The sequence below is a fragment of the uncultured Holdemanella sp. genome (genome assembly GCF_958348295.1).
Taxonomy (GTDB): domain Bacteria; phylum Bacillota_I; class Bacilli_A; order Erysipelotrichales; family Erysipelotrichaceae; genus Holdemanella.
The window spans coordinates 15,499-41,515 of sequence record NZ_CATVYQ010000004.1; the positions used below are offsets into that span (position 1 = coordinate 15,499).

The following is a 26,017-nucleotide window of genomic DNA, read 5'->3' on the forward strand; positions in this document are numbered from 1 at the left end:
GGGTGACTTTTTTTCTTGTTTAGAGGATTGATTATGTATATACAATATTATGATTCACCATTAGGGAAAATGTTATTGGCTGCCGATGAAATTGGATTGATTGGTGTTTGGTTTGAAAATCAAAAGTATTATGCGAATGGTTTAAAAGAACCTATTGAAAAAGAAACAGCTGTGTTAAAGGAAACGAAAGAATGGTTAAATCTTTATTTTAAAGGTAAAGAACCAAAGACTTTACCTAAGATGCATCTAATTGGAACACAGTTTCAAAAGAAAGTTTGGCAACTTCTTCTTAAAATACCCTATGGTAAAACTATGACATATAAGGACATCGCAAGAATGTTTTCACCAACAATGTCAGCACAGGCAGTGGGTGGTGCTGTAGGACATAATAAGATATCAATTTTGATTCCTTGTCATAGAGTGATTGGTTCAAATAATAATTTGACTGGATATGCAGGTGGAATCGAAAGAAAAGAAAATTTATTGAAATTAGAAAAAAAGAATGGTATTTAATATTGTTTTCACATTGCTTCTGTATAATGAAAAGTGCATACGCGTGTGTACTTTTTGAGGAGGAGGCAAAAGTCTTTCTATGAAAGGAAAAGGCACAAACATGTTGCGGTTTGGCATGAATGTGCAGAATACTACTTGTGGAGTATCTTGTGATGCTTTACGTCATACTTTTAGTGACGTTAGCTATTATAGTCGCTGTTAAGTAGAAGCAGTATTATCTTTCATGCCGAATCCCAAAAAAGCGAACCCCTAGGGATTGCAGTCCCTAGGGGTTCTTTCTTATCTTTCAATGCCAAATACATTATAACAGAAAATTTAAAACTTTATAATAAAATATAAATATAAATATAAATTATCTTTAGATTGTTTGGATTAAATTAGGTATTTAACTGGATTATGCAGATGGAATTGAAAAGAAATAAAAATTACTAAAATTTGGAGTTGTACATATAATGTGTACCTTTTTTTAATGGATGTAAAACGTAGATTCGAATTTACTGAAAATAAATGTAAGAAAATGCTTGCATAATTGAAAATGTGATGTTATTATTAACGCACAAAACACAAAGAGATGGAGTAGTAAAAGGAAGGTCTTTATTAGAGAGTTGTCGGTCGGTGCAAGACATGAAAGATTGAACTTTGAACTTACCATGGAGTGGTCAGGTTGATAAGACTTGGACGTATGCTTAACGTTAATAAAGCAGGATGTGATAGCATCTGAAATGAGTGCATTCTTAAATGAATGAAGAAGAGTGGTACCGCGGAAGTATTGTAATTCTAACCTTTCGTCTCTTCTGTCTAACAGGCAGCAAGAAACGATTGGTTTTTTTGTTAGCTTGTTGTGCACACTATAGGAGGAAATGTATGAAAGCACAAAAAGTTGGAAAAATGGCGATATTTTCGGTAGGCGCCGTATTGTTCTCAGCACATGCTGGAGGTGGATTTGCCACAGGAAATCAGGCAAATACATATTATGTAGGTTTAGGATGGACTGGTATTGTGAGTGCCATAATAGCTATGTTGCTATTGATATTGACAATGCGAGAAGCCATGGTGATGTATAACCAGAGAAATTTAACAAGTGCAAAGGAATTGTTTGAAAACTTATATCATCCATTCGATAAGTTGGAAATTTTATTTGAGATCTTTTTTAATATCATGGTTTTGATGGCAGTTGCAGCAGCAATCAGTGGTGCTGCTAGTGCATTACAACAATACTTTGGATTTAATTATTATGCTTGTGTCGTTGCGGTTGGAATTGTGGTTCTTTGCTTAACAATTTTTGGTGCCAATGTAGTTCGTATGGCCAGTACATATATGGGTATGGCAATTTTGGTGACAGCTATTGTTATTTATGGTATGGGAATCATGAAAGGTCAAAATATTGGAGCTATTTTAGCAAAAGATTTTACTGTGAATGGTTTTATGAACATGCCTAAAGCTATTTTAAATGCATTTACATATGCAGGCTTTCAATGTGTGACATTACCAACAATCGTTGCTTGTGGAGCTATCTTACCGGATCGTAAATCTTGTTCAAAAGCGATGTGGATCTCATTTGTGATGAATGCTGTTGCATTAGTTTTAAGTGTTTTGATGTTAATTTCTTGGAAGGGTGTTTATGGAGAAACAACTCTACCTACATTGACAAGTTTAAATGCAATGAATGCCAACTGGATGGTTGTTGTATATGGTATTTGTTTATTACTATGCTTAATTTCTACAGCAGTAACAACAACATTCGGATTTGTGGCTCGCTTTGAAAATATTCATGTTTTAAAAAATGTTACAAATCCAGTCAAGAAAAGAATTATTGTATCTGCATTTATTATTGTGGTATCTATGACGATTTCAATGGCTGGATTAACAAACATTATCAAATATGGATATGGTTATTGTGGATATTTAGCTATCGCAATTATCATTGTTCCATTCTTAACTGTAGGTGTATATAAGAATTATCATACAAAAAGTGTTAAAGTAAAAGAAGGAGTCGAAGTTTATGAAAACAATTGAAATGTCTAATTATTCAGTCGGAGAAAGCTGTTATAATGAAATCGGTAGTGTATGTGAAAAATACAACGTTAAAAAGGTTGTGTTGATTGGTGGTAAAAGAGCTTTGGCGGCGGCTGAGCCAAGAATTCGTGAAGCCATTAAAGAGACTGATATTATTATTACAGATTCAATTGTATATGGTATTGAATGTACAATGACAAACGTACATAAATTAACTTCAAATCCAAACGTACAAGAAGCAGATGTTATCTTTGCGATTGGTGGAGGAAAAGCAATTGACACTTGTAAAACCGCATCGATTGAAATGAATGACAAGATGGTCTTCTCATTCCCAACAATTTGTTCAAACTGTTCCGCCGCTACGGCCATTGCCGTAGTATATGACGATAATGGAGCATTGGACCACTATTCATATCCTCATTGTCCAGCACATATCTTTATCAATCCTGATGTTATCGCAAAAGCGCCAAGTGAATATTTCTGGGCCGGAATTGGGGATGCGTTGTCTAAACAATGTGAAGTTGAATTCGCAACAAAAGGAAAGACTTTAGATCATACAGCAACAATGGGTTTGGCATTAGCTAAAACTTGTACAGAGCCATTGTTGAAATATGGTAAACAAGGTATGGCGGATTGTGAAAATAATCAAAACTCTGAAGCAATTGAAGCCATTGCCTTGGATATTGTTGTATCCACTGGATATGTTTCAAACTTAACAAATCAACCAGAATATTATTATAATTCAAGCATTGCGCATGCCTTCTATAATGGAAGTTGTTCAATTGCTCGAGATGGACACCACTTGCATGGTGAAGTTGTATCTTTTGGTGTATTAGTATTATATGCATATGCCAAAGATGAAGAAAACTTAATGAAAATGGCAAAATTCAATAAATCAATTGGCTTACCAGTGACTTTGGCTGATGTAGATTTGAATGAAAGCCATTTAGAAGCTTTGACCCAAGCGGCTACGAAAACAAATGAGTGGAAAAATGCACCTTTCCCATTCACAAAAGAAGAGTTTATTGCCGCTATTAAAAAAGCAGATGCAGTTGGTCAAAGCTTATAAGAGATCGAGAAATCGATCTTTTTTTGTATATATTTTAGTTTTAAAGTGTATGTGAAATTTTGTGATTTGTATATTAACTTGCTTCATATGGTATAATAAACGCTGTAGGTGATAACTATGTTATTGTTTTTTAAAAGTTTACCAAGACTAGTACGTAGTGCTAGCAAAGATATGCATCGTCATTTCTCGATGACATTTTCTTCAATAATATCGATTGGTATTGCTTTGCTAATGGCTTTGTTTATATTTGTTATATATATGAATGTTGGTGGGTTCACAAATCAAATTGAAAGTGAATTCATGATTCAAATATCTTTAAATCCAACATTAGATAAAGAAGAAATAATGGATATATCAGGTTCTATTTCTTCAATGACTTCTGTAAAGAAAGTGAAGTATTCAAGTAAAGAAAATGAACTGGATGCACTAATCAAAGAAAATGGTGCTATGTTTGAACAATATAAGGGAGATGACAAAAATCCTTTATATGATGTTTTAAATGTAGAATTAAAAGATAATACAAAAATTTCAAAAGTGACAAAGAAAATATCTAAAATGGATGGAGTTGTTAACGCAACTTATGGCGGTAGTGCAATCAATACAATGATTAGTTTATTCAAAAACATTCGAGTTTGGGGTAGTGTCTTTGTTGGATTAATGGTATTTATTGCGATATTTTTAATTCGAAATACGATTAAAATGACAATTTTAGTTCGAAAAGATGAAATTGCCATCATGCGTACGGTAGGGGCCTACAACTGGTATATTTCCTTTCCGTTTGTTTTAGAAGGGATTTTTATCGGCTTTTGGGGGGCGTTAGGACCCGTTTTAATTTGTATATTTGGATATACAGGTTTATATCATGTGATGGATGGAATGTTTTTTAGCGATATGATGAGTATGCTAAAACCATATCCGTTTGTTTTATATACTTCACTAAGTATTCTTTTAATTGGAATGGTTGTTGGAATGTTAGGAAGTTATTTAGCAGTTAGAAAATATTTGAGGTGGACACGATGAAAAAATATAAAATTGGTGCAGGTTTTTTAAGTTTAACATTAGCTTGCTCTTTAGTTATGCCCGTTTCAGCTGAAGATTATTCAAATACAGAAGCTTGGTATGCCAAGTGTAGTCAAGCTCAAACTTCGGAATCAGGTATAAAAGCTTGCCAAGGATTTCAAGAATATCAAAAGAATCGAAGACAAGATCTTCAAAAGAATATTGAATCTTATAATTCAAGTATTGCTTCTTTGCAAAATGATACGTCAAAAATGGAGAAGCTTGCTAAGGAACAAAAGGATTTAGTTGCGAATTTACAAACGCAGATCAGTGAAAAAGAAAAATCGATTGAATTGATTGAAAAAAATATTGAAGAACTGGACGATAAAATTGAAGCTAAAGAATCCGAGATTGAAGCTTGGAATGACCAAATTGAAACGCGAATGAAAAATGAACAAACAACAATTGGTACAAATATGATTATTGATTTGATTATGGGATCAGATAGTTTGAGTGATATGCTTCGTCGTATTTCTGGTGTTGAAAGAATCACTGAAGATGATCAGTCGCAAATAAAAAAATTGAATAAATTGAAAAAAGAATTGGTTTTGCAGCAAGACGAACAAAAGCGTTTAGATAAAGATGCAAAAAATCAAAAAACAGAATTAGAATCGCAAAAACAACAGGCAACAGAATTAGAGGAATCTTATAATACTCTTGTAGAGCAATATCAAAAACAAATTGCACAGCTTGAAGCAGAGAAAAGATCAGCACAAGTTGATATGAATAGTATTCGTGATTTTGTGATTTCAACAAACTTTTCAGGTTCAATTGAATCTGTATCTGGTTTTGTGTTCCCTGTACAAGGTGGAAGTAAAAGTGCTGGTACTTGGGCATATCCAGGTGGAGGACTTCACTTAGGGTTAGACTGGGCTGCACCAATTGGGACTGTAGTTGTAGCTCCTGCTAGCGGAGTTATCTTATATGCTGCAGCTCCTGTGGGAAGTAACACAGGTTATTTAGGTAACTGGAGTGGATATCCTGCTGGTGGAGGAAATACCATTGAAATGTTATGTAATGTGAATGGAACATTATATGCCATAAGTTTTGCACACTTATCTCAAAATATTTATGTTAGTGCAGGTCAAAGTGTTTCACAGGGACAAACAATCGCTTTGTCTGGAAATTCAGGAAATTCAAGTGGAGCACATACACATGTTGAGGTTTATAATCTAGGGTCAATGTCCGTTAGTGATGCTGTTGCGCGTTTTAGTTCCGGAGCTGATTTTGCTTGGGGAACAGGATGGTCTGGCACAAGTACTTCTTGTGAAGCAGGTAAAGCTGCACCGTGTAGAGAAAGACCAGAAAAGTTCTTTTAGTTAATAGGAGGAACATTATGATTGATTTAAAAGATGTATCAAAAGCATATCCCAATGGGGTACATGCTTTAAATCATGTCAATTTGCATATCGATAAAGGTGAATTTGTATATGTGATTGGTGCTACAGGTTCTGGAAAGTCCACATTAATTAAAGTGTTAAATGGTGAAATAGTTCCAGATGAAGGAACTGTTATTGTTGGTGGAGTAAATGTAGGAGCTTTAAAACATAGAAAAGTTCCATACTATAGACGAAATATTGGGTGTGTTTTTCAAGATTATCGTTTGTTGCCAAAATTAACGGTTTATGAAAATATTGCATTTGCATTAGAAGTTGTGGGGATGCCTCGTAAACAGATCCGTAAACGTGTATTTGAAGTTTTGGATTTGGTTGATTTGAAAGAAAAGGCAAGAAGTTATCCTGATGAGTTATCTGGTGGACAACAACAGCGTGTAACGATTGGACGTGCCATTGCTAATACGCCTAAAGTATTGATTGCCGATGAACCAACAGGAAACTTAGATCCCGAAAAAAGTTTAGAAATAATTTCATTACTTGAGAAAATCAACAAAAAATTGAATACAACAATTATGATGGTTACGCATGATAAGGTTTTGGTAGATCGATTTAAAAAACGTACAATTATGTTAGATAAAGGATATGTGATCCACGATTCGAATGTAGGTGGGTACAAGAGTTTATGATGAAAGGGTTACGAACTTTTTTATACGAACTTAAATATGCCTTTTTAGGAATGAAAAGACATATAATGTTATGTTTTTCTGCCATTAGTGCGATAGGTATTACATTACTTTTGATTGGTGCACTTTTAATTATTGGATTTCATGTTGATTATTTTTCAAATGGTGTACAAAAAGATTTGAGTATTCATGTTATTTTAAATGAAGACATTACAGATGAAAGTTCTATTGATGATGTCAAAAATGAAATATCAAAATTAAAGAATGTTGAAAATGTTGATTTTTCCTCCAAAGATAATGAATTAGAATTGATGATTAAAGAAAAAGGATCTGCTTTCAAGGCTTATAGAGGAGATTCAAACCCATTATCGAATGCATTTTTTGTCTTTGTGAGAAATGCTTCTTCAATCAATGAGACTAGCAAACAAATCAAAAATATTGATGGAGTTGCAAGTGTTGCTTTTGGGGGTGACAGTGTGACTTCATTAGTTGAAATGTTAAATATGATTCAAAAAATAGGAATCGGTATTGTTGCATTGTTGATTGTTTTATCATTGTATTTGATATATAACACAATTCGTACAACGATTGATTCGAGAAGGGATGAAATCTTGATTATGCGAACTGTTGGAGCAACAAATGGCTTCATCAGTAATCCGTTTATTGTGGAAGGAATCATTATTGGTTTACTAGGATCTGTTATTCCATATTTAATTGTTCATTTTGGATATCAAAAGCTTTACACAAGTCTAAATGGACAATTATTTACACCGATGTTTGCGTTGTTTAAACCAGATGTAATTAATTTTCAAGTAGGATCATCTATTGTTTTAGCGGGTGTTTTGATTGGTGGTTTTGCCTCTTTGTTGGCAGCAAGAAAATATTTGAAAATGAAAAGATAAAAGGATTGCAGAATAATAGATTGTTTCGTATACTTTTGTATAGAATTATTGGGGCGTTGAATTCGCCCCATTTTGTTTTAGAATAGGATGAGTTTATGAGTAAAAAGAGTCAAAAAATATTAATAGTATTATTATGTATTGCATGTTTTGGTGCTGGAATCAGTGTACCTATGATTTTAGATCATACATCCTCTGTAGATAGTAAAGAACAAAAAAAGTTTGGTACGATTTATTCTATCTTGAATACAGATTGGTATTATTCTAACAAAATAAAAAATCTAGATTCAACATTAATAGAACAAGCAATTACGGGAATGACGACACTTGATAAAGATGCACATACGAATTATTTCAATTTAGAGCAAGCTAAAGCTTTTTCAACAAGTCTTGAAGGAAGTAATGTGGGTCTGGGTATATCATTTTATTTGAATGAAAATAAACATTTTGTTGTTTCAAATGTATATATTAATTCCACTGCTGATAAAAAAGGATTAAAGCCAAATGATGAGATTATTTCAATAGATGATTTAAACTGTAGTGAAAATGATTCGGATTCTATCATTAAATATATCAAATCTCATGAAGGAAAGAGTGTAAAAATAAAATATCTTCGAGACGGAAAAGAATACACGACAAATTTGATACCAGGCACTTTTGATTCGACGGTTGTTTGTAATATTTATGATGGCTATGGAGAAATCATATTATCTAGTTTCTCAGAGAATAGCGGAAAAGATTTCTCGAAGGCAATGTCACGTCTTCAAGAAGCAGGAATAAAAAAACTAGTGCTGGATTTACGTAATAATGGTGGCGGTTATTTAAATGCTGCATTAGAAATTTCAAGTTCTTTGATTCCATCTAAATCCGTTGTTTTTAAAGAAAAAGATAAGAATGGTAAAATTACTAAACAAAAGACAAAGAATGAATTTAGCCAAGTTAAAATGGATAAAATTGTTGTTCTACAAAATGAAAATACGGCAAGTGCATCCGAAGTATTGATTGGTGCTTTAAAAGATAATTTAGGCGATATAGTCACTACTGTTGGCACAACATCTTATGGTAAAGGTACAGAACAGGTGACTGTACCATTCTCAGATGGCACAAGTTTTAAATATACTGTGGCAGAATGGTATACGCCAAATGGAACAAGTATTAATAAAAAAGGGTTTAAACCAGATATTGAAGTTGAGCTTGGTGAAGTTAAGACAACATCGTATTATAAATTCAAGAAAAAGGATGTTATTAAAAAAGATAGTGTGGATGATAATGCCAAAGCCCTTCAGGTATATCTACAATATTTAGGATATAGTGTAGATCGAACCGACACATATTTTTCAAATACAAGTTCTCAAGGCTTAGTCAATTTTCAACAGGATAATGACTTAGAAGCTACAGGAGATTGCGACAAGACGACTTGGGATTTATTGGTAGAAAAAGTATTGCTGAAGATGAATGAAACACCTAGCGATGATGTACAAAGACAAAAAGCGATCGAAGAGGCTCAAAAGTAGGTATAAGCCTACTTTTTGTATATAATGGAGAAGAAGGATGTGAAGCTATGAAAGATCAGTTTGAATTAGTGTCTGAATATAAACCGAGTGGAGATCAGCCAGAAGCGATTAAAGAATTAGTTTCTGGTTTAAAAGAAGATAAAAAGTTTCAAGTATTGCTGGGGGCTACAGGAACTGGAAAAACATTTACCATTTCAAATGTGATTGCTCAAGTCAATCGACCAACCTTAGTCTTTGCACACAATAAAACGTTGGCAGGCCAATTATATTCGGAATTTAAAGAATTCTTTCCACACAATCGCGTGGAATATTTTGTATCCTATTTTGATTACTATCAGCCAGAAGCTTATTTGCCAAAAACGGATACGTATATTGATAAAAACACGAAGACAAATGAAGAATTAGACATGCTTAGAATGGCAGCTGTCAACAGTGTTTTGGAACGAAGAGATACAATTATTGTAGCTAGTGTTGCCTCAATTTATGGAGCTAGTAATCCAGAACAATATCGTCACATGATTTTTACTTTAAGAAGCGGTCAAATCATTGAAAGAAATGAATTGATGCTAGCGTTAGTACATCAACAATATAAGCGTAATGATACGGATCCATTACGTGGAACATTTAGAGTTCGTGGAGATGTGATTGAAATTACACCTGGTCATACGGATCGTTATTTGATTCGTATTGAAATGTTTGATGATGAGGTTGAAAGAATTTGTGAAGTAGATCCGGTAACGGGACATGTGAATCAGTCATACCAATTGTATATTATTTATCCAGCTAATGGTTATGCGACAAGTATGGATATTATTAATCATGCTGCAGATACAATTGAAGAAGAACTTGAGGAAAGATTAGCGTATTTTGATGAACAAGGGAAGCCATTAGAAAAAGAGCGCTTAGAACAACGCTGTCGCTATGATGTAGAGGCATTGAGAGAATTTGGTGTATGTCCTGGCATTGAAAACTATTCAAGACATATTGACGGCAGAAAACCTGGAGAACGTCCTTATACATTATTTGATTATTTTCCAGATGATTATTTATTAGTAGTTGATGAAAGTCATGTTTCTTTACCACAAATTCGCGGTATGTATAATGGAGACCGTGCAAGAAAACAAGTGTTAGTTGATTACGGCTTTAGACTTCCAAGTGCTTTGGATAATCGACCACTACGTTTCAATGAATTTGAAGGATTGGTTAAAAATGCGATTTTTGTATCTGCAACACCAGGAGATTATGAATTGGACCAAACACATGGAGAAATTGTTGAACAAATCATTCGTCCAACAGGATTATTAGATCCTGAAGTCGAAGTGCGTCCTATTGAAGGGCAGATTGATGATTTGGTGGATGAAATCAAGGAGCGTATTGAAAAACATGAAAGAACATTGATTACGACATTAACGGTTCGAATGGCGGAAGATTTAACCTCTTATTTAAAAAATTTGGATCTAAAGGTAGCTTGGCTACACCATGAAGTCACGACAATTGAACGTACTGAAATCATTCATGATTTACGCCAAGGTAAATATGATGTACTTGTAGGTATCAACTTATTAAGAGAAGGTTTGGATATTCCAGAAGTCAGCTTGATCGCAATATTAGATGCAGATAAAGAAGGCTTTTTAAGATCACGAAGGTCCTTAATTCAGATCATTGGTCGTGCAGCACGTAATGCGCAAGGTAAAGTTATTATGTATGCAGATAAGATAACAGAAAGTATGCAGGAAGCCATGGATGAAACTGCAAGACGTAGATCGATTCAAATGGAATATAATGAAAAACATGGAATTGTTCCAAAGACAATTATCAAACCAATCCATGATGTCGTTCGTTCTAAAGAAACAAAGGAAATGGCAGCTAAGTATTTGAAGAAGAAAAAATTGCCGGTAAAACAAAAGGAAAAGATGATCAAAGAATTGGAGCAGGAAATGAAAGAGGCAGCTCGTACTTTAGATTTCGAAAGAGCAGCACAATTAAGAGATATCTTATTTGAGATGAAAGGTGAAAAATAACGTGGTTCAAAAAAAGAATGGAATTGTCGTAGTAGGTGCGATTTTTGTGGATATTAAAGGCTTTCCACAAGATATATATGTTCCTGATGGGAGAAATGCAGGATATATTGAGTATATTCATGGTGGTGTAGCACGAAATGTTGTAGAAGATATTGCAAATTTAGGTTTAAACTCAACATTTGTTAGTATTGTTGATAATACGGCATTAGGAGAAGATGTTAAACAGAGATTGCAAAATCGAAATGTGAATACAGATTATATGAAATCTATCGAAAACGGTATGGGTACATGGCTAGCTGTTTTTGATCATAATGGAGAATTAGCGGGTTCAATATCTCATCGTCCGAATTTAATGCCGATCTATTCAATTTTAGAAGAAAATGGAGACGCAATTATTGAAAATAGCGATTCTGTGGTGGCTGAAATAGATATGGACGAGGAAATTGTTGAAAAAGTTGTTTATTTATGTCAAAAACATAATAAAAAATTATTTGGTGTTGTCAGCAATATGAATATTGCGATTGAAAGAAAAGATCTTTTGAAGCAATTTGATTGTTTGATCTGTAATCAATTAGAATCGAGTATTCTTTTTTCAAGAGATTTTAAAGAGATATCAGCAGAAGAATTAAGTCATACATTGATTGATGAACTGCAGCAATCCGGATTTAACTCTTTGATTGTAACACTTGGTGAAGCGGGATCTTTATATGTGAAAAACAATGGTGAAAGCGGCTTTTGTCAGGCTCGTCAAATCGAGGTAAAGGATACAACAGGAGCAGGAGATGCATTTTGTGCTGGGACAAGTGCTGGACTAACTTATGGTAAGAGTATGCTTGAGGCTATGAAGATAGGTAGTCATTTAGCTAGTTCTGTCATAGCTTCGTGTGAAAATGTATGTCCTTGTTTTTCGCAAGATAAATTTGATATTGTGAAAAAATGAACAAATGTATTGCACTCAATATATTGATGTGCTATATTATTCACGAACATAGATTCAATGAGTTCTTCGGGGCAGGGTGTAATTCCCTACCGGCGGTAAAAGTCCGCGACCCACGCAAGTGGCTGACTTGGTGTAATTCCAAGACCGACAGTATAGTCTGGATGGTAGAAGACACAAAAGTATTTTTTGTATTTTTTGAAACCTCGAGAAGATTTTTTCTTGGGGTTTTCCTTTTTGAAGAGCTTATCAGAATCAAAAGGAGGAAGAATATGAAAAAATGGAATGTTCAAACACTTGTATTAACTGCAATGCTTGCAGGACTTGCCGGAGCGTTGATGTCACTGGAATTTTCGTTGCCGATGATGCCACCATTCTATAAGATTGATTTTAGTGATGTGCCAAGTATTATTGCCCTATTTAGTTTAGGACCTGTATCTGCAACTTTAGTTGAAGTGATTAAGTTAGTTGTAAAGGTTGTGACTGTAGGAACAAATACGGCTTATGTTGGTGAATTGGCAAATCTTTTAGGTATTGTACTATTTGTACTTCCAACTTGGTTTGTATATAAGAAAATGAATAAAACAAGGAAGGCTGTCGTTGTTTCATTGCTTGTAGGGATTCTAGTGCGTACGATATTTGCATGTTTCTGCAATGCATGTATTACTTTACCTTTGTATGCCAAAGCTATGGGTATGCCATTAGATTCGGTTGTACAAATGGTTGGTTCTGTAAATCCAAGTATTAAAGATTTAACTTCATTTATTGCACTTGCAACAATTCCATTTAACTTGATCAAAATATCAGTTAACTACATCGTTGGGTATTTCTTAATGGAAAGACTTGCTGCGATTCGTCCAAACTTTAAATTTATCTATGAGGCAAAATAAGTATGATTTGTAAATATCAAGAATTAACACGCTTAGAAATGGAACAAATCGATCGGGAAAATACAATTGTTTTAATTCCGTTAGGAGCTTTAGAACAACATGGAAATCAAGCACCTCTTGGTACGGATACACTGATTGCTGGGGCAATGTGTGATTATATTGAAAAAGAGTTAAGAGATGAAGACATAAATCTATTAATTTTTCCTGTAATTCCGATTGGATTGAGTACAGAACATAAAAATTTTTGTGGATCAATTACATTTAAACCAATGACGTATTATCATATGTTGTATGATATTTGCGAAAGCTTAGCGCATCATGGCTTTCAAAAATTAGTATTACTTGTATGTCATGGTGGAAATGCACCGGTTGCGAATCTTATTTCTAGAGAAGTTCGAAGTGATTTTGGTATATATCCATTTGTGTTAAATTCAGGAGCATTTGACAATCCAGAAGTGCAAGCAACAATTTCAAAAGGTAATACATTTGATTTTCATGGTGGAGAGATGGAAACTTCCATGGTTATGGCGATTGATGAAAGTTTGGTTAAATTAGAGACTAGTGAAAAGGGTATCCCTAAAAATAAGGCGATGCAGACGCATTTGTCTTGGTTAGGTACAGATTGGGTAACAGAACAAGGAAAACCTATTGGAATTGGTGGTGATCCTAAGGGGGCCACTAAAGAAAAGGGAGAAGTTATTTTAACGATTAGTGCAAAAGCAATTGTTAAAGATCTTATTTTAATTCGTGACTTTAAAGAATAGTTTTTTGAAACAGTTTACATTTGCGTAAAATGATTTCAATCCTTATAATTATGAGTATGATAAAAGTAGCCATCTTAGAATATGAAAAAGAAACAAAGGACATCGTTTTTCAATTATCTAAATTGTTTATGCATGAGGATTGGTGTTTTCGTCATTACTTAAAGGCGAGTGATCTCGCAAAACGGATGAAGGAAGAAGACTATCAATTATTTGTGTTTGATGAAATGTTTAAGACAAGTCGTATTGAAAGTGTATTTGTACATGATAATCCAAATGCAATTGTTATTTATGTTTGTGAAAATCCAATAAAAATACGGGCAAATGATGAGAGAAGTCGTGTATTCTATATTTCAAAGGAAAATATTGCAGAAGATATTTCAGCTTATGATCAAATGATTCGTTCGCAATGTATTCAAAGTCATGTATATGAATTTAATTATGATGGAGTTCGTATGAATCTTTCGTATGAAGATATTTATTATTTGGAAAAGAATGAAAAGATGGTGTATTTCTATACAAAAAAAGGCGTTTTTCATAAGCGTGACAGTATGAATGCACTTGAAGAAGTTTTTAAGGAGTTTGGCTTTTTACGAGTACATGTATCATATATAGTAAATTCAAAATATATTGTAGCTTGGTATAAAGATGAAGTTGAGCTTATAAATAAAGTTTTGATTCCTGTTTCAAGAGGGAAAAAGCGAAAGATATCGATGAAATAACCAATTTTTCCAGTAAAAAGGCGAGTTTTACCACTTGCCTTTTCTTTTGATTTTTGTTGTATATAATGAAAGTGTAAAGAGAAGTAAGAGCAGAGAAAACTTCTCTTGAGACAAAAAGAGAGCGGTGAGAAGATGACAATAACATAGAGTTGAAACGGAAAGTTTTAACTATAAAAAGTTGAAGCTATGGAGAGAAGGCTCCAAAGGTTAAGCTAGAGGAAATCTAGAAAAAACATTCAATGGAACTTAACAAGAAAAGGAAATAGGATTTTGATAAAGGGGTTTTATCAGGTGAATAATCACAGAAAGGATAGAGTACTTCGAATGTTAAGAATACCATCCAGTCTAGGTTATGGAACTTAAGATACTCATATATGGTCATACTTGAGAAAATGCTTAAGGAAAATGAATAGATAATTATAATAGGGATGGTAAAAGAAATTGGATAAGGTAGAAAAGTTATCTGATTTAAAAAGTGAATAAATAAATGAGAGCAGATGGAATGTCTGCTCTATTTCTTGTATAATGGTGGAGGTGATAAAAATATGAATATTAATTATTATGATAACCCGTTTTCATCTAAAAGAATGAATATAATTGCGCGTAATGGAGTAGTTTGTACAGGGAATAATTTAGCTACACAAGCCGGTTTAAGGATGCTTCAAGCTGGTGGAAATGCTGTAGATGCGGCAATTGCAACAGCAGCTTGTTTAACTGTTGTAGAACCTTGTTCAAATGGATTAGGATCCGATGGATTTGCAATTGTATGGATGAAAGATAAAATGTATGGAATGAATAGTTCAGGACATTCTCCTTATTTGATTTCTGCTGATAAAATCAATGAAATTCCTAAACGCGGTTGGATTCCTGTTACAGTACCTGGTGCTGTAAAGGGGTGGAAAGCGTTGAGCGATAGATTTGGTTCTTTGCCATTTAAACAATTATTAGAACCAGCTATTGATTATGCAAAAAATGGATATCCAGTAAGTCCTGAAATTGCTCGTATGTGGAAAAAGGCGATTAGTGCAATCCCTAACAGTGATGAATTTAAAGGTTGGTATGATACTTTCACGTTTGAGGGAAAAACTCCGGAGCCTGGACAATTCATTCGTATGCCAAAACTTGCGGATGTGCTTGAAAAGATTGCCAATACAAATACAGATGCGTTATATTATGGAGAATTAGCAGATCGTATTGATGAAGAGTCAAGAAAATTTGGGGGCTTTTTACGAAAGAAAGATTTGATGGATCATGTTGCTGAATGGGTAGAACCAATTCATGTGGATTATCATGGCTATCAAGTTTGGGAATTACCACCTAATGGACAAGGAATCGTTGCTTTAATGGCTTTGAACATTTTAAATAATTTTAATTTCGAAAGTCGTAATGCAGAGTGTGTACATACGCAAATGGAAGCCTTAAAGATGGCATTTGCGGATGCAAAGGAATATGTGACAGATCCACAATGTATGAATGTGTCAGTTGATGATTTAATAAGTGTTGAATATGGTAAACAAAGAGCTAAACAAATCACAAGTTGTGCTTTGCCACCTTGTGTAGATAAGCCACATGGTTCTGGTACCGTGTATTTATGTACGGCAGATAAAGATGGCAACATGGTTTCATATATTCAATCAAATTATATGGGTTTTGGTAGTGGGATAGTCGTAGATGGTATATCTTTACAAAATCGTGGATATGATTTTAGTTTGAATCCTAATCATGTGAATTATTTAATGCCACATAAAAAGACATATCACACAATTATTCCTGGTTTTTTAACAAAGGATAATAAACCAGTTGGTCCATTTGGTGTAATGGGAGGTTATATGCAGCCTCAAGGTCATATGCAGGTTGTTACAAATATGATTGATTTTCATTTGAATCCACAAATGGCTTTGGATGCCAAGCGATTTCAGTGGGTGGAAAACATGAAATTTATTGTTGAACCTGGATTTGATGAAAATATCATTTCAGAATTAAAAAAACGAGGCCATGAAATTGAAATTGAGCCAGAATTGGCTATGTTTGGGCGTGGACAAATCGTTGTTCGGTTAGAAAATGGTGTTTATGTTGCAGGTTGTGAGTCAAGGACAGATAGTAATATTGCTTGTTATTAAAAATATGTGATAAAATTATATTAAATAGAAAAGTTGAGGAAATACACATGAAGCTTTTAGCTACAGATTATGATGGTACATTGCGTTATGCACAGGATGTAATGCCAGAAGATTTAAAATCGATTGAAGAATGGAAAAATAAAGGAAATAAATTTGTGATTGTCACAGGTCGTTCAAAAGAATCCATTGATGCACAAGTAAAATTGTTTAATCTACCATGCGATTATTTAATAACAAACAATGGTGGTATGGTTTTTGATGAAAAAGGAGAAGTATTATTATCAAACTATTTGAATTTTGATGTTTGTGTAGATATTTTACACAATATTAAAAAATTAGAGAGTGTTATTAGTTATGTTGTAAATGATGGCGTTCATCGTCATCGTATTGTACTTCAGGCCGATGCAGTGGATCACCGCTATCCAAACTTGAAACCAGATATTACTGAGGCTGAATTGTTAGATATGTCACACTTTGCACAAATTGTTTTATCTATGGAAGATACAGATTCGGCTTTAGAAGTAGCCAGCAAGATCAATGATTTGTATTATGAACAAGTTGTTGCTTATCCAAATAATTTTGTCGTTGATATTGTGCCAAAAGGTATTTCAAAGGCAACAGGTTTAGATTTCTTGATTGCGTATGCCAACATTAATGAAGAAGATGTATATACAATTGGGGATGGACATAATGATATTCCATTAATTGAATTTGGTGTACATGGGTCTGTAATGTCTTGTGCAGATGAAGATGTAAAAGCACATGCTCAAGTAGTATATGATTCTGTAAGTGATTTGATTTCAAAAAATATGTAAAAAAATAAGGGGGGTATTTTAGATGAGTTTATCCTTATCTGATATTACATTCCTAATTCGATTATTATTGGATATTTTAGTAGTATGGGGATTGATATATTCTGGTCTTAGAATTGTTCGTAATAATTCACGTACAATTCAACTTGTGAAGGGTGTATTGATTATAGTTTTAGTCAAGGCTTTAGCTGTATGGTTAGGTTTAAATGCATTGAATTATTTGATTGAAATGTTCTTAAACTGGGGTGTTGTTGTAATTTTAGTTGTTTTTCAGCCAGAAATTCGTGGTATGTTAGAAAAGGTAGGTAAAACAACTGCAATTTTGACAACGGATGTTTCAGTTTCACAGATTCAACAAATGATCAATGAATTGGTAGAGGCATGTTCACAAATGTCAAAATCAAAAACAGGAGCTTTGATCTCTATTGAAAGAACACAGAGCTTGTCTGATTTTATTCGTACAGGGATTGTGATGGATTCTGAAGTTTCGACTGAATTATTAGGGACTATATTTCAGTATGGAACACCAATGCATGATGGTGCTGTAATTATTCAGGGAAATAAAATAGCTTGTGCAGCAGCTTATTTTCCTCCAACCACTAAAGATTTGCCTAGTAAATATGGGGCTAGGCATAGAGCCGCTGTAGGAATTAGTGAAATAACAGATTCAATAACTATTATTGTTAGTGAAGAAACAGGAAATATTTCCGTAGCAGTAAATGGACAATTAACCCAATATCCACCAGAAGGATTGCAGCGTTATTTAACGAATATGTTAGTTCAAAATTCAACTCAAAACACATCTTCGATTCTTGTTCCTATGTTGAATCAAGCAAAATCTATGAGCAAACGTGCGAAAAAAATAGAAGATGATACAAATAAAGATGAGCGTGTAAAGGCAATTGAAATTGTAAATTTAATTGAACAAAAGAAGGAGGGCGATCAACATGGAATCTCCAAATAAAAGAGGCCCTTCTGTATGGCTTAATGAGTTACGTGGTTTATTGACTTTAGTTTTTCAAAAAGTCAGTAAACTCGTTGACCGTGTGCTTTTTGATAAAAAAGGATCAGTAATTATTTCTTTAGTTTTATCCATTATGATTTGTGTTGTAATCAATTATGAAGATATTAGTTTAAAATTGTTTAATGATACAAGAACAACTGTGGATCTAAGAAATGTAGCTGTTGAAGTATTGGCAGATACAGAAAAATATGATATAGCTGGTGTGCCTAGTACAGTGGATGTTTCACTAACTGGCGATTCTACTAGCATACAGGTATTTCGTTCGAAAGGTAGTGTACAAGTTGTAGCGGATTTAAAGAAGTATTCTGAAGGTGAAAACATCATTAATTTAAAGGTTAAAAACTTGCCAGAGAAAATCGAAGCGGTGATTGATCCGGCAACGATAGATGTTACGCTTTCTAAAAAGGTTACAAAAACATTTACAATTCAACCAGAATTGTTAGTAGGAACAAATCAAAAGGTAAGTGATTTTGATACGCCTACATTGGATACAATGACTGTTAAAATTACAGCGAGTCAGAATCAATTGAATTCAATTCGCATTGTAAAGGCATTGATTGATTGTACTGGACAACTTCAAGATTTCGAGGCCAATGCAACTTTGGCAGCATATGATGCCAAGGGCAATCGTGTAAATGTTATATTATCGCCAGAGACGGTACATGCAAATGTGAAATTAGCTAAAAATACATCAGACAAGGAGGATTCAGAGTAATGGGTAAGTATTTTGGAACAGATGGAGTTCGAGGAAGAGCAAATGAAGGTTTAACTTTAGATATGTCTATTAAAATTGGACAATATTTAGGGTGGTATTACGGAAAAGAAAAACATGCAAAAATTTTAATTGGAAAAGACACTCGATTGAGTGGAGATATGTTTGAGTTAGGTCTTGCAGCAGGTGCTACAAGTATGGGAGCACAAGTATATTTACTTGGTGTTTGTCCAACTCCAGCAATTTCTTATTTGGTTCGTAAAGAACGCTTTGATTGTGGAATCATGGTTAGTGCTAGTCATAATCCATACTATGATAATGGAATCAAATGTTTTAACCACAATGGGGAAAAAATGGAAGAAGAATTACTTCTTGAAGTTGAAAAATATATGGATGGTTTAACAGATTTAAATCTTGTTACCGGAGATCACATTGGTGAATATTTTGAATGGGAAGATGGACTAGAAATCTATATGAGCTGGTTAAAGGAATGTGTTCCTGTAGATTTATCAGGTATGAAAATTCTTTGCGATTTGGCAAATGGTTCTGCTACAAGTACAACTGTTGAAACATTAGATTCATTAGGAGCTACTGTAGATGCTATCAGTAATTCTCCAAACGGTATTAATATCAACAATAAGTGTGGTTCAACACATCCTGAAGCTTTACAAAGAATGATGCGCGAAGGCGACTATGATATTGGTTTAGCTTTTGATGGAGATGCGGACCGATTAATTATGGTTAACTCAGATGGAGAATTGTGTGATGGAGATTACATCCTATACATTTGTTCTCGTTACATGAAATCTGTTAATCGTTTAAATAAGAATATGGTTGTTACTACAGTTATGGCTAACCTAGGTTTATACAAGGCTTTAGATGCGAATAAGATTGACTATATTCAAACAGCAGTTGGTGATAAGTATGTGTTTGAAGAAATGCAGAAAAATGATTACTATATTGGTGGAGAACAAAGTGGACATATTATTTTCTTAGAACATGAAGTAACTGGGGATGGTTTAATGACGGCTTTAAAGATTTTAGAAATCATGAAGGCTACTGGTAAATCATTACAAGAATTGAGTGAAGGATTATTTATTTATCCTCAATTGTTGAAAAATGTAACAGTTAAAGATAAAAATGCATGTTTAGAAAGTAAAGAGTTACAAGAAGTAGTGGATTCAGTAGCACAAGATTTAGGTGATGAAGGACGTATCTTAGTTCGTCCAAGTGGTACCGAACCATTGATTCGTGTCATGGTAGAAGCTAAAACAGATGAATTGTGTGCTGAATATGTAAAGCGTGTTACAGATTTTTTAGAAGCAAATAATTTTTAGAAAGAGGGTGACCCTATGAAAAGAGTCATAAACATTGTTGAAGATGAAAAAGACATCAATAATTTAGTTGCCCAATATTTACGTAAAGAAGGATATGAAGTTCATTCATATTATACATATGAAGAAGCGAGTGCTCATGTCGTAGATGATGATGTGCATTTGTGGATCTTGGATATTATGTTGGATGATAAATCTGGATTTGATTTGATTGAAGAAATTCGTCTACAAGGACCAGAAACGCCTGTTATCTTTATGTCTGCGCGTGATAAAGAATTTGATCGTATTATTGGTTTAGAAAAAGGTTGTGATGACTATATCACAAAACCATTTTCACCCAAAGAACTTGTATTAAGAGTTAACAATATTATCAAGCGTGCATATCGTGATGACAATAATCGTATTAGTATTGATGGTTATGAATTGGATGAAGAACAAAGAAAGATCTATGCGGATAATGTGGAAATTGAATTAACGACAAAAGAATTTGATTTGTTGATGATGTTTATTAAAAATAAAGGAATCGCATTCTCTCGTGATAAGATTTTAGAAAATGTTTGGGATGAAAATTATTTTGGAAGTGATCGAGTTGTAGATGATACTTTGCGTCGTTTACGTAAAAAACTTCCAAATCTAAATATTCATACAATCTATGGATATGGATATCGTTTAGGGTGATACAAATGTATCCCCTTTTCTTTTTCTTATGGTAAAATGATAGTGATGAGGTGATATTTTTATGAAGGGACCTTCTTTTTATTTTCAAAAAATGTCATTAACACGACAAATTCTTTCGATTATTTTGACGGTTTTGATGTTTTTTATCATGTTTTTCTTTGTGTTTGTCAGCGATAATATTGATCGAACCATTACGAAACAAATGTATGAGTTGATTCTAAATCGACAAACCCCGATTGTTGGTTTAGTGGATTCAAAACAAAACAATAGTTTAGATGACATTTATGCTTTTTTAGCAAGTGATAGTGTACAGACAAATTGTATAATTCAAAATGATGAAATGAATGTTATATCAAATCAGAATTCTAATAAAAAGCCAGTTAATCGCAAGGTTTATGAGTATTTGTTAAAACAATCTAAAGAGATGGATTCACAGACGAATAATGTTTCACAAGGAACGATTACTGTCGCAAATTCGAAGTATTACTATCGCTTGATATATTGTCATGACGATATTATTTTGGCAAGCTTTATGGATGATACGTATGCAACACAGTTTAGAGATTCTTTAATTGATTCAACTGTTTATGTTATTGTGATTGCGTTTATGATCGTTTTCTTGATTATTTTAATGTGGGTATTCTCTATAATCCATCCTTTAAATTTGATTCGAAATTATATTGAACAAATTAAAGATGGTAAAGAAGTTGAGCTTCATTTAAATCGAAATGATGAAATTGGTGAAATGGCAACTGCGATTGTGAAGATGAATGATGAATTAAAAAAGCAAGATAAGGCAAAAGAAGACATGATACATAATATTTCACATGATTTAAAGACACCGATTGCGACTATTAAATCGTATGCAGAATCAATAAAAGACGGAATTTATCCATATGGCACACTTGAAAGTAGTGTTGATGTTATTTTAGATAATGCGCAACGACTAGAAAATAAAGTTCACTCTTTATTATATATGAATCGTGTTGAATATTTAGTAGCTAGTGATGCCGAAGGTGTTGTCACAAATATGAAGGACGTTGTTGAGCAGGTTGTATTAAATTCGGCTGTACTACGTCCCGAAATTCAAGTTATTACGGATGTAGAAGAGGTTTTCTTTGACGGCTTGATAGAAGCATGGCGTGTAGCCATTGAGAATATCATGGAAAATGCATTTAGATATGCAAAATCTTACATCAAAATTGAGGTTCGTGAAGATTGGTTATGTATCAGTAATGATGGGCCCAAAATGCCTGAAGATCGTATAGAATTCTTGTTTAGGCCTTATGAAAAAGGCGAAGGTGGTCGTTTTGGATTGGGTCTTTCAATTGTTTCAAAAGTTTGTAAGGCCAATCACTATATCGTAAAAGGTGAGAATAGTGAAGATGGAGTTCGTTTTATTATTTATCGAAAAGTAAAAAAACAAAGAAAGAAAAAAGAAAATAACTGGGTAAAAACCAAAGGAGAAAAAGTATAATGAATGTTGCGACAATAGGTTCAGGTGTTATTGTGGATCGTATGATTGAAGCAATGCGTTTAGATGGACGATATAATTTATATTGTGTTTATTCTAGAACGCAAGAAAGAGCTAAAGAATTTGCTGATAAACATGGTATTCAAAAGTATTATACGGATTTAGAAGAAATGTTGAATGATGAAAACGTAGACATTGTATATGTAGCAAGTCCAAACTCATTGCATTATAAACAATCAAAAATGGCTTTGGAACACAAGAAGTATGTTATTAATGAGAAGCCTTTTACACCGACTTTAAAGGAGTGTAATGAACTATTCGAAATTGCTAAAAAGAATGGTGTTTATATTTTTGAAGCCATCACAAATGTACATCTTCCAAATTATCAAATTATTAAGGAAAATCTATCAAATTGTGGAAATATTAAGATGGTACAATGCAACTTTTCGCAATATTCATCAAAATATCAAAGATATAAAGATCATAATCAAACGAATGCCTTTGATCCGAAATTTAATGGTGGTGCACTAATGGATATCAATGTATATAATCTTCATTTTGTGACGGGATTATTTGGTAAACCGAAAGATGTTCATTATTTTAAGAATGTTGGATATAATGGCATTGATACAAGCGGAATTATAATTATGGAGTATCCAGATTTTATCGCAACTTGCACAGGAGCTAAAGATTGTTCAAGCCCCAATGCGGTATATCTTCAAGGGGATAAGGGAACATTGATTGTTTCTGGTGCAAGTAGTGGCGTATGTAAAGATGTTTTCTTTGATGCTCCAAAGAAGGATCAGATTGGTAAAAAAGCTACAGATACAAAAGAAAAAATTAGTGTTGAACAGCCAAATCATATGTTGTATGAATGCAAAGATTTTATGGACATTATCTTAAATAAGGATGATAAATCTTATATAACATATAAGGAACAAACGCAAATGGTTGTCGAATTATTAGAAAAGCTATCATGAAGATAGCTTTTTTTGAAATATGTACGATTTTTCTGTACTTTGACTCGCATCAAAAACATAATCAAGTTCATTAAAGCTAGTAATATCTTTAATGTCTTCAATCTCATTTTCAGCGAGATAGCGAATCATGGCCCCTCTAGCCATCTTGGCATACACTCCTTTTTCTTTACCATTTTCTTCAATAAAACGAACATCCACTAATGGTTTATATTTTCGAATGATTTTGGCATATTCTTCACTCGCAAGATTTAAAATTGGTTCATCGATTTGTTTGGCAAGATCCTCTTTCCAATAGTCATACAATGAGAATGGACATTTTGTCTGCATCTCTAAACGATATGGTGTAATTGCATCTAACGGTTTTAATAATCCATAGAAACCGGAAAGAATATAAAGATGTTCTTGAATATATTTCATTTGATCATCTGTAAATACATGAGGAGCCATATATTGATATTGAATGCCGGAATAAGAAAGTATGGCAGGTGTACAATTTTTGTCTAGACTCATATTTTGAAATTGTTCATATGTAGTTTTGGCAATTGTATCGGAACATTTTAAATATGATTTTAATTCTTCATAATCTAAACTTTGAAGGTGATGTAAAAGTTTAGTTGTTTTTAATAGAAATAAAGGGGTTGTACATTGAATAACAACATCATCAATTATTTTCATCTTTTTGGCGGGAGATATAATTATTTTCATACAACTATTGTATAATAACTTTTAAGAAAAGGAAGTGAAGATTATGGTAAAAACAGAAGAAATGTTAAAAAATCTAGAGGATTTGATCAATACGCCAAGTGTCGTCGGTTTCTATCCTGAAATTCATAAAAAATTAAGTGAAATGGTTGGAAATCTAGGATATGAGCTTGAATTTGATAATAAGCGAACTGCTTATGTTCGCATACCAGGTAAAGATTCAAGTAAGACAGTATGTGTAGGTGCACATTTGGATACGATTGGTTTGCAAGTTCGGCATGTGATGGAAAATGGATGGATCGAAGTGAAAAACTTGGGTGGAGTCAATTTTCATAATATTGAAGGTGAAAATGTATATATTCATACACGTAGTGGTAAAACATATGAGGGTATGGTGATTTGTAAGTCACATTCTACTCATGTGTTTGATGATGCGAGAAGTCGTGAGCGTGATATGTTTAATGAAGCCATCTTGTTAGATGAAGACGTAAGTTGTGCTAAGGATGTGTATGATTTAGGTATCGAGCATGGGGATTTGATTAGTGTCGAACCACGTTTTAAACGTACTGAATCTGGTTTTGTTAAATCACGTCATATTGATGATAAAGCTATGGTTGCAGCTGTGATTGAAGTATTGCGTCAATTAAAAGAAGAAAATTTGACGCCTGCTTATAATACATTATTTGCGTTTCCTATCTTTGAGGAGATTGGGCATGGTGGTGCATATGTTCCTAGTGAAGTAAGTGAATATGTTGCGTTGGATATTGGCTTGATTGGTCCGGATAATCATGGTTCGGAAAAGAAAGTATCGATTGGAGCGAGTGATAATTATTCTCCTTATGATTGGGAATTAACGACAAAATTAATCAATTTGGCTAAAGCTAATGATATTCATTATTGCGTAGATACATATTATCGCTTTGGTTCGGATGCCACGGCAGCCATTCGTGCTGGAAATAATATTACACCTGCGGTATTTGGTGTTGGTTGTATGAATTCTCATGGCTATGAAAGAACGAGTGTTCAAGCTATTGAGGATTGTGTAAAACTAACCAAGGCTTATGTTTTAAGTGAATAATAAAAGAAGGATATCGATTTTTTTCGATATCCTTTCTTTTGGTTATTATTTAATGTGAAATGATATTTATAACCATACATATAATATACCATCTATAATTAAATTATTAGACCAATATCACGAAATTGGTCGATAGAAACAAAATATTAAATAATTTGAGATAATTCATATCCATTATGAATTTCATTTAACATTTGTTCTTTCGCTTGTTTGAATACATCAAATTGTTTCTTTGCTTCATTTACGTTTTGATACACCTTCCAATCGCCAACTAAGTAGTATGGTTTATGTTCAATAAATCCAATTACGTCATCTAATGGATATCCTAGAAATACACCTATTTCATGAGGAAAGTTTTTTGTGTTAAGTCTTTTTTTGAGTTCTTGTATACACAGTTCAAAAGTATTTGGATATTGATAGGATTTTAAAAAGTTTTGAACTGCATTTGAGGAAATATAGTCTTTAAGTTTGGAATTGTATACATAAATGGTGTATTGAGATTCTTGTTCTATAAGAATAAAATAGATTCCTTTAGAATTGAATTGTTGATTATAGTGTTTGATCAATAATCGAATACTATCATCGTCTTTTGGAAGGTGAAACATATTGGCATATTTATATTGCTTCAAGGTTGGAGCACAATAATTGGCCAATAAAGATTCAAAACGTTGCTTAGGCATAA

General features: G+C 33.3%; 25 protein-coding genes, 1 riboswitch and 1 other annotated feature. Of the genes, 23 read left to right on the plus strand and 2 right to left on the minus strand.

Annotated features, from left to right (window positions below):
• The first annotated feature begins 33 nt into the window (after positions 1-33).
• The 22 genes from Q3907_RS01355 to Q3907_RS01460 all read left to right on the plus strand — a co-directional run bounded on the left by Q3907_RS01355 (position 34) and on the right by Q3907_RS01460 (position 23,555).
• Positions 34-513, plus strand: coding sequence for a methylated-DNA--[protein]-cysteine S-methyltransferase (locus Q3907_RS01355; protein ID WP_366558660.1), 480 nt, complete (start codon positions 34-36; stop codon positions 511-513).
• Between the two features lie 79 nt (positions 514-592).
• The gene (locus Q3907_RS01360; protein ID WP_278737052.1) at positions 593-715 is read left to right on the plus strand and encodes a hypothetical protein; all 123 of its coding nucleotides are present in this window, start codon (positions 593-595) and stop codon (positions 713-715) included.
• Between the two features lie 355 nt (positions 716-1,070).
• Positions 1,071-1,309, plus strand: a binding site (T-box leader).
• A 68-nt stretch (positions 1,310-1,377) separates the two neighbouring features.
• A complete protein-coding gene (locus Q3907_RS01365; RefSeq protein ID WP_301896863.1) occupies positions 1,378-2,529 on the plus strand; it encodes a hypothetical protein in 1,152 nt (383 codons plus the stop codon).
• Positions 2,516-3,598, plus strand: coding sequence for an iron-containing alcohol dehydrogenase family protein (locus Q3907_RS01370; protein WP_301896865.1), 1,083 nt, complete (start codon positions 2,516-2,518; stop codon positions 3,596-3,598). Before Q3907_RS01365 ends, Q3907_RS01370 begins: the two co-directional genes overlap by 14 nt.
• A gap of 117 nt (positions 3,599-3,715) precedes the next feature.
• Entirely contained in the window at positions 3,716-4,618 is a 903-nt protein-coding gene (gene ftsX, locus Q3907_RS01375; RefSeq protein ID WP_301896866.1) for a permease-like cell division protein FtsX, read from the plus strand.
• Positions 4,615-5,976, plus strand: coding sequence for a murein hydrolase activator EnvC (locus Q3907_RS01380; RefSeq protein ID WP_295645402.1), 1,362 nt, complete (start codon positions 4,615-4,617; stop codon positions 5,974-5,976). Before ftsX (Q3907_RS01375) ends, Q3907_RS01380 begins: the two co-directional genes overlap by 4 nt.
• 17 nt (positions 5,977-5,993) lie before the next feature.
• On the plus strand, positions 5,994-6,680 hold the full coding sequence (ftsE, locus tag Q3907_RS01385; RefSeq protein ID WP_295645405.1) for a cell division ATP-binding protein FtsE: 687 nt from the start codon (positions 5,994-5,996) through the stop codon (positions 6,678-6,680).
• Positions 6,677-7,579, plus strand: coding sequence for a permease-like cell division protein FtsX (gene ftsX / locus Q3907_RS01390; protein ID WP_295645408.1), 903 nt, complete (start codon positions 6,677-6,679; stop codon positions 7,577-7,579). The genes ftsE and ftsX (Q3907_RS01390) overlap by 4 nt, the downstream gene beginning before the upstream one ends.
• Before the next feature lie 95 nt (positions 7,580-7,674).
• On the plus strand, positions 7,675-9,090 hold the full coding sequence (locus tag Q3907_RS01395) for a S41 family peptidase (RefSeq protein ID WP_301896868.1): 1,416 nt from the start codon (positions 7,675-7,677) through the stop codon (positions 9,088-9,090).
• Positions 9,091-9,137: 47 nt separating this feature from the next.
• A complete protein-coding gene (uvrB, locus tag Q3907_RS01400; RefSeq protein ID WP_301896870.1) occupies positions 9,138-11,111 on the plus strand; it encodes an excinuclease ABC subunit UvrB in 1,974 nt (657 codons plus the stop codon).
• 1 nt (position 11,112) lies between these two features.
• On the plus strand, positions 11,113-12,051 hold the full coding sequence (locus tag Q3907_RS01405) for a PfkB family carbohydrate kinase (protein WP_301896871.1): 939 nt from the start codon (positions 11,113-11,115) through the stop codon (positions 12,049-12,051).
• A gap of 58 nt (positions 12,052-12,109) precedes the next feature.
• Positions 12,110-12,228: riboswitch (FMN riboswitch) on the plus strand.
• A 92-nt stretch (positions 12,229-12,320) separates the two neighbouring features.
• Positions 12,321-12,938, plus strand: a complete 618-nt coding sequence (locus Q3907_RS01410) for an ECF transporter S component (RefSeq protein ID WP_295645419.1) — start codon at positions 12,321-12,323, stop codon at positions 12,936-12,938.
• 2 nt (positions 12,939-12,940) lie between these two features.
• The gene (locus Q3907_RS01415; RefSeq protein ID WP_295563262.1) at positions 12,941-13,702 is read left to right on the plus strand and encodes a creatininase family protein; all 762 of its coding nucleotides are present in this window, start codon (positions 12,941-12,943) and stop codon (positions 13,700-13,702) included.
• A 56-nt stretch (positions 13,703-13,758) separates the two neighbouring features.
• The gene (locus Q3907_RS01420) at positions 13,759-14,421 is read left to right on the plus strand and encodes a LytTR family DNA-binding domain-containing protein (protein WP_295645425.1); all 663 of its coding nucleotides are present in this window, start codon (positions 13,759-13,761) and stop codon (positions 14,419-14,421) included.
• A 545-nt stretch (positions 14,422-14,966) separates the two neighbouring features.
• Positions 14,967-16,541 (plus strand): gamma-glutamyltransferase, encoded by a 1,575-nt coding sequence (ggt, locus tag Q3907_RS01425; protein ID WP_301896873.1) that lies wholly within the window; start codon positions 14,967-14,969, stop codon positions 16,539-16,541.
• Positions 16,542-16,588: 47 nt separating this feature from the next.
• The gene (locus tag Q3907_RS01430) at positions 16,589-17,356 is read left to right on the plus strand and encodes an HAD family hydrolase (RefSeq protein WP_295645640.1); all 768 of its coding nucleotides are present in this window, start codon (positions 16,589-16,591) and stop codon (positions 17,354-17,356) included.
• A gap of 22 nt (positions 17,357-17,378) precedes the next feature.
• The gene (gene cdaA / locus Q3907_RS01435; RefSeq protein WP_301896875.1) at positions 17,379-18,317 is read left to right on the plus strand and encodes a diadenylate cyclase CdaA; all 939 of its coding nucleotides are present in this window, start codon (positions 17,379-17,381) and stop codon (positions 18,315-18,317) included.
• A complete protein-coding gene (locus Q3907_RS01440; protein ID WP_295563272.1) occupies positions 18,301-19,092 on the plus strand; it encodes a YbbR-like domain-containing protein in 792 nt (263 codons plus the stop codon). The genes cdaA and Q3907_RS01440 overlap by 17 nt, the downstream gene beginning before the upstream one ends.
• Entirely contained in the window at positions 19,092-20,426 is a 1,335-nt protein-coding gene (gene glmM / locus Q3907_RS01445) for a phosphoglucosamine mutase (protein WP_301896876.1), read from the plus strand. The genes Q3907_RS01440 and glmM overlap by 1 nt, the downstream gene beginning before the upstream one ends.
• Positions 20,427-20,441: 15 nt before the next feature.
• Entirely contained in the window at positions 20,442-21,101 is a 660-nt protein-coding gene (locus Q3907_RS01450; protein ID WP_003865578.1) for a response regulator transcription factor, read from the plus strand.
• A gap of 61 nt (positions 21,102-21,162) precedes the next feature.
• Positions 21,163-22,578: a HAMP domain-containing sensor histidine kinase gene (locus Q3907_RS01455; protein ID WP_301896879.1), complete on the plus strand. Its 1,416-nt coding sequence runs from the start codon at positions 21,163-21,165 to the stop codon at positions 22,576-22,578.
• Entirely contained in the window at positions 22,578-23,555 is a 978-nt protein-coding gene (locus Q3907_RS01460) for a Gfo/Idh/MocA family protein (protein ID WP_301896880.1), read from the plus strand. The genes Q3907_RS01455 and Q3907_RS01460 overlap by 1 nt, the downstream gene beginning before the upstream one ends.
• On the opposite strand, the gene yaaA is transcribed toward Q3907_RS01460, so the two are convergent.
• Entirely contained in the window at positions 23,550-24,260 is a 711-nt protein-coding gene (gene yaaA, locus Q3907_RS01465) for a peroxide stress protein YaaA (RefSeq protein WP_301896881.1), read from the minus strand. The genes Q3907_RS01460 and yaaA overlap by 6 nt on opposite strands.
• 43 nt (positions 24,261-24,303) lie before the next feature.
• Here yaaA and Q3907_RS01470 point away from each other — a divergent pair, with 43 nt between their 5' ends.
• A complete protein-coding gene (locus Q3907_RS01470; protein WP_295645620.1) occupies positions 24,304-25,335 on the plus strand; it encodes a M20/M25/M40 family metallo-hydrolase in 1,032 nt (343 codons plus the stop codon).
• Between the two features lie 146 nt (positions 25,336-25,481).
• Here Q3907_RS01470 and Q3907_RS01475 read toward each other — a convergent pair whose 3' ends face one another.
• On the minus strand, positions 25,482-26,015 hold the full coding sequence (locus Q3907_RS01475) for a DUF3793 family protein (protein ID WP_003865573.1): 534 nt from the start codon (positions 26,013-26,015) through the stop codon (positions 25,482-25,484).
• Positions 26,016-26,017 lie beyond the last annotated feature (2 nt).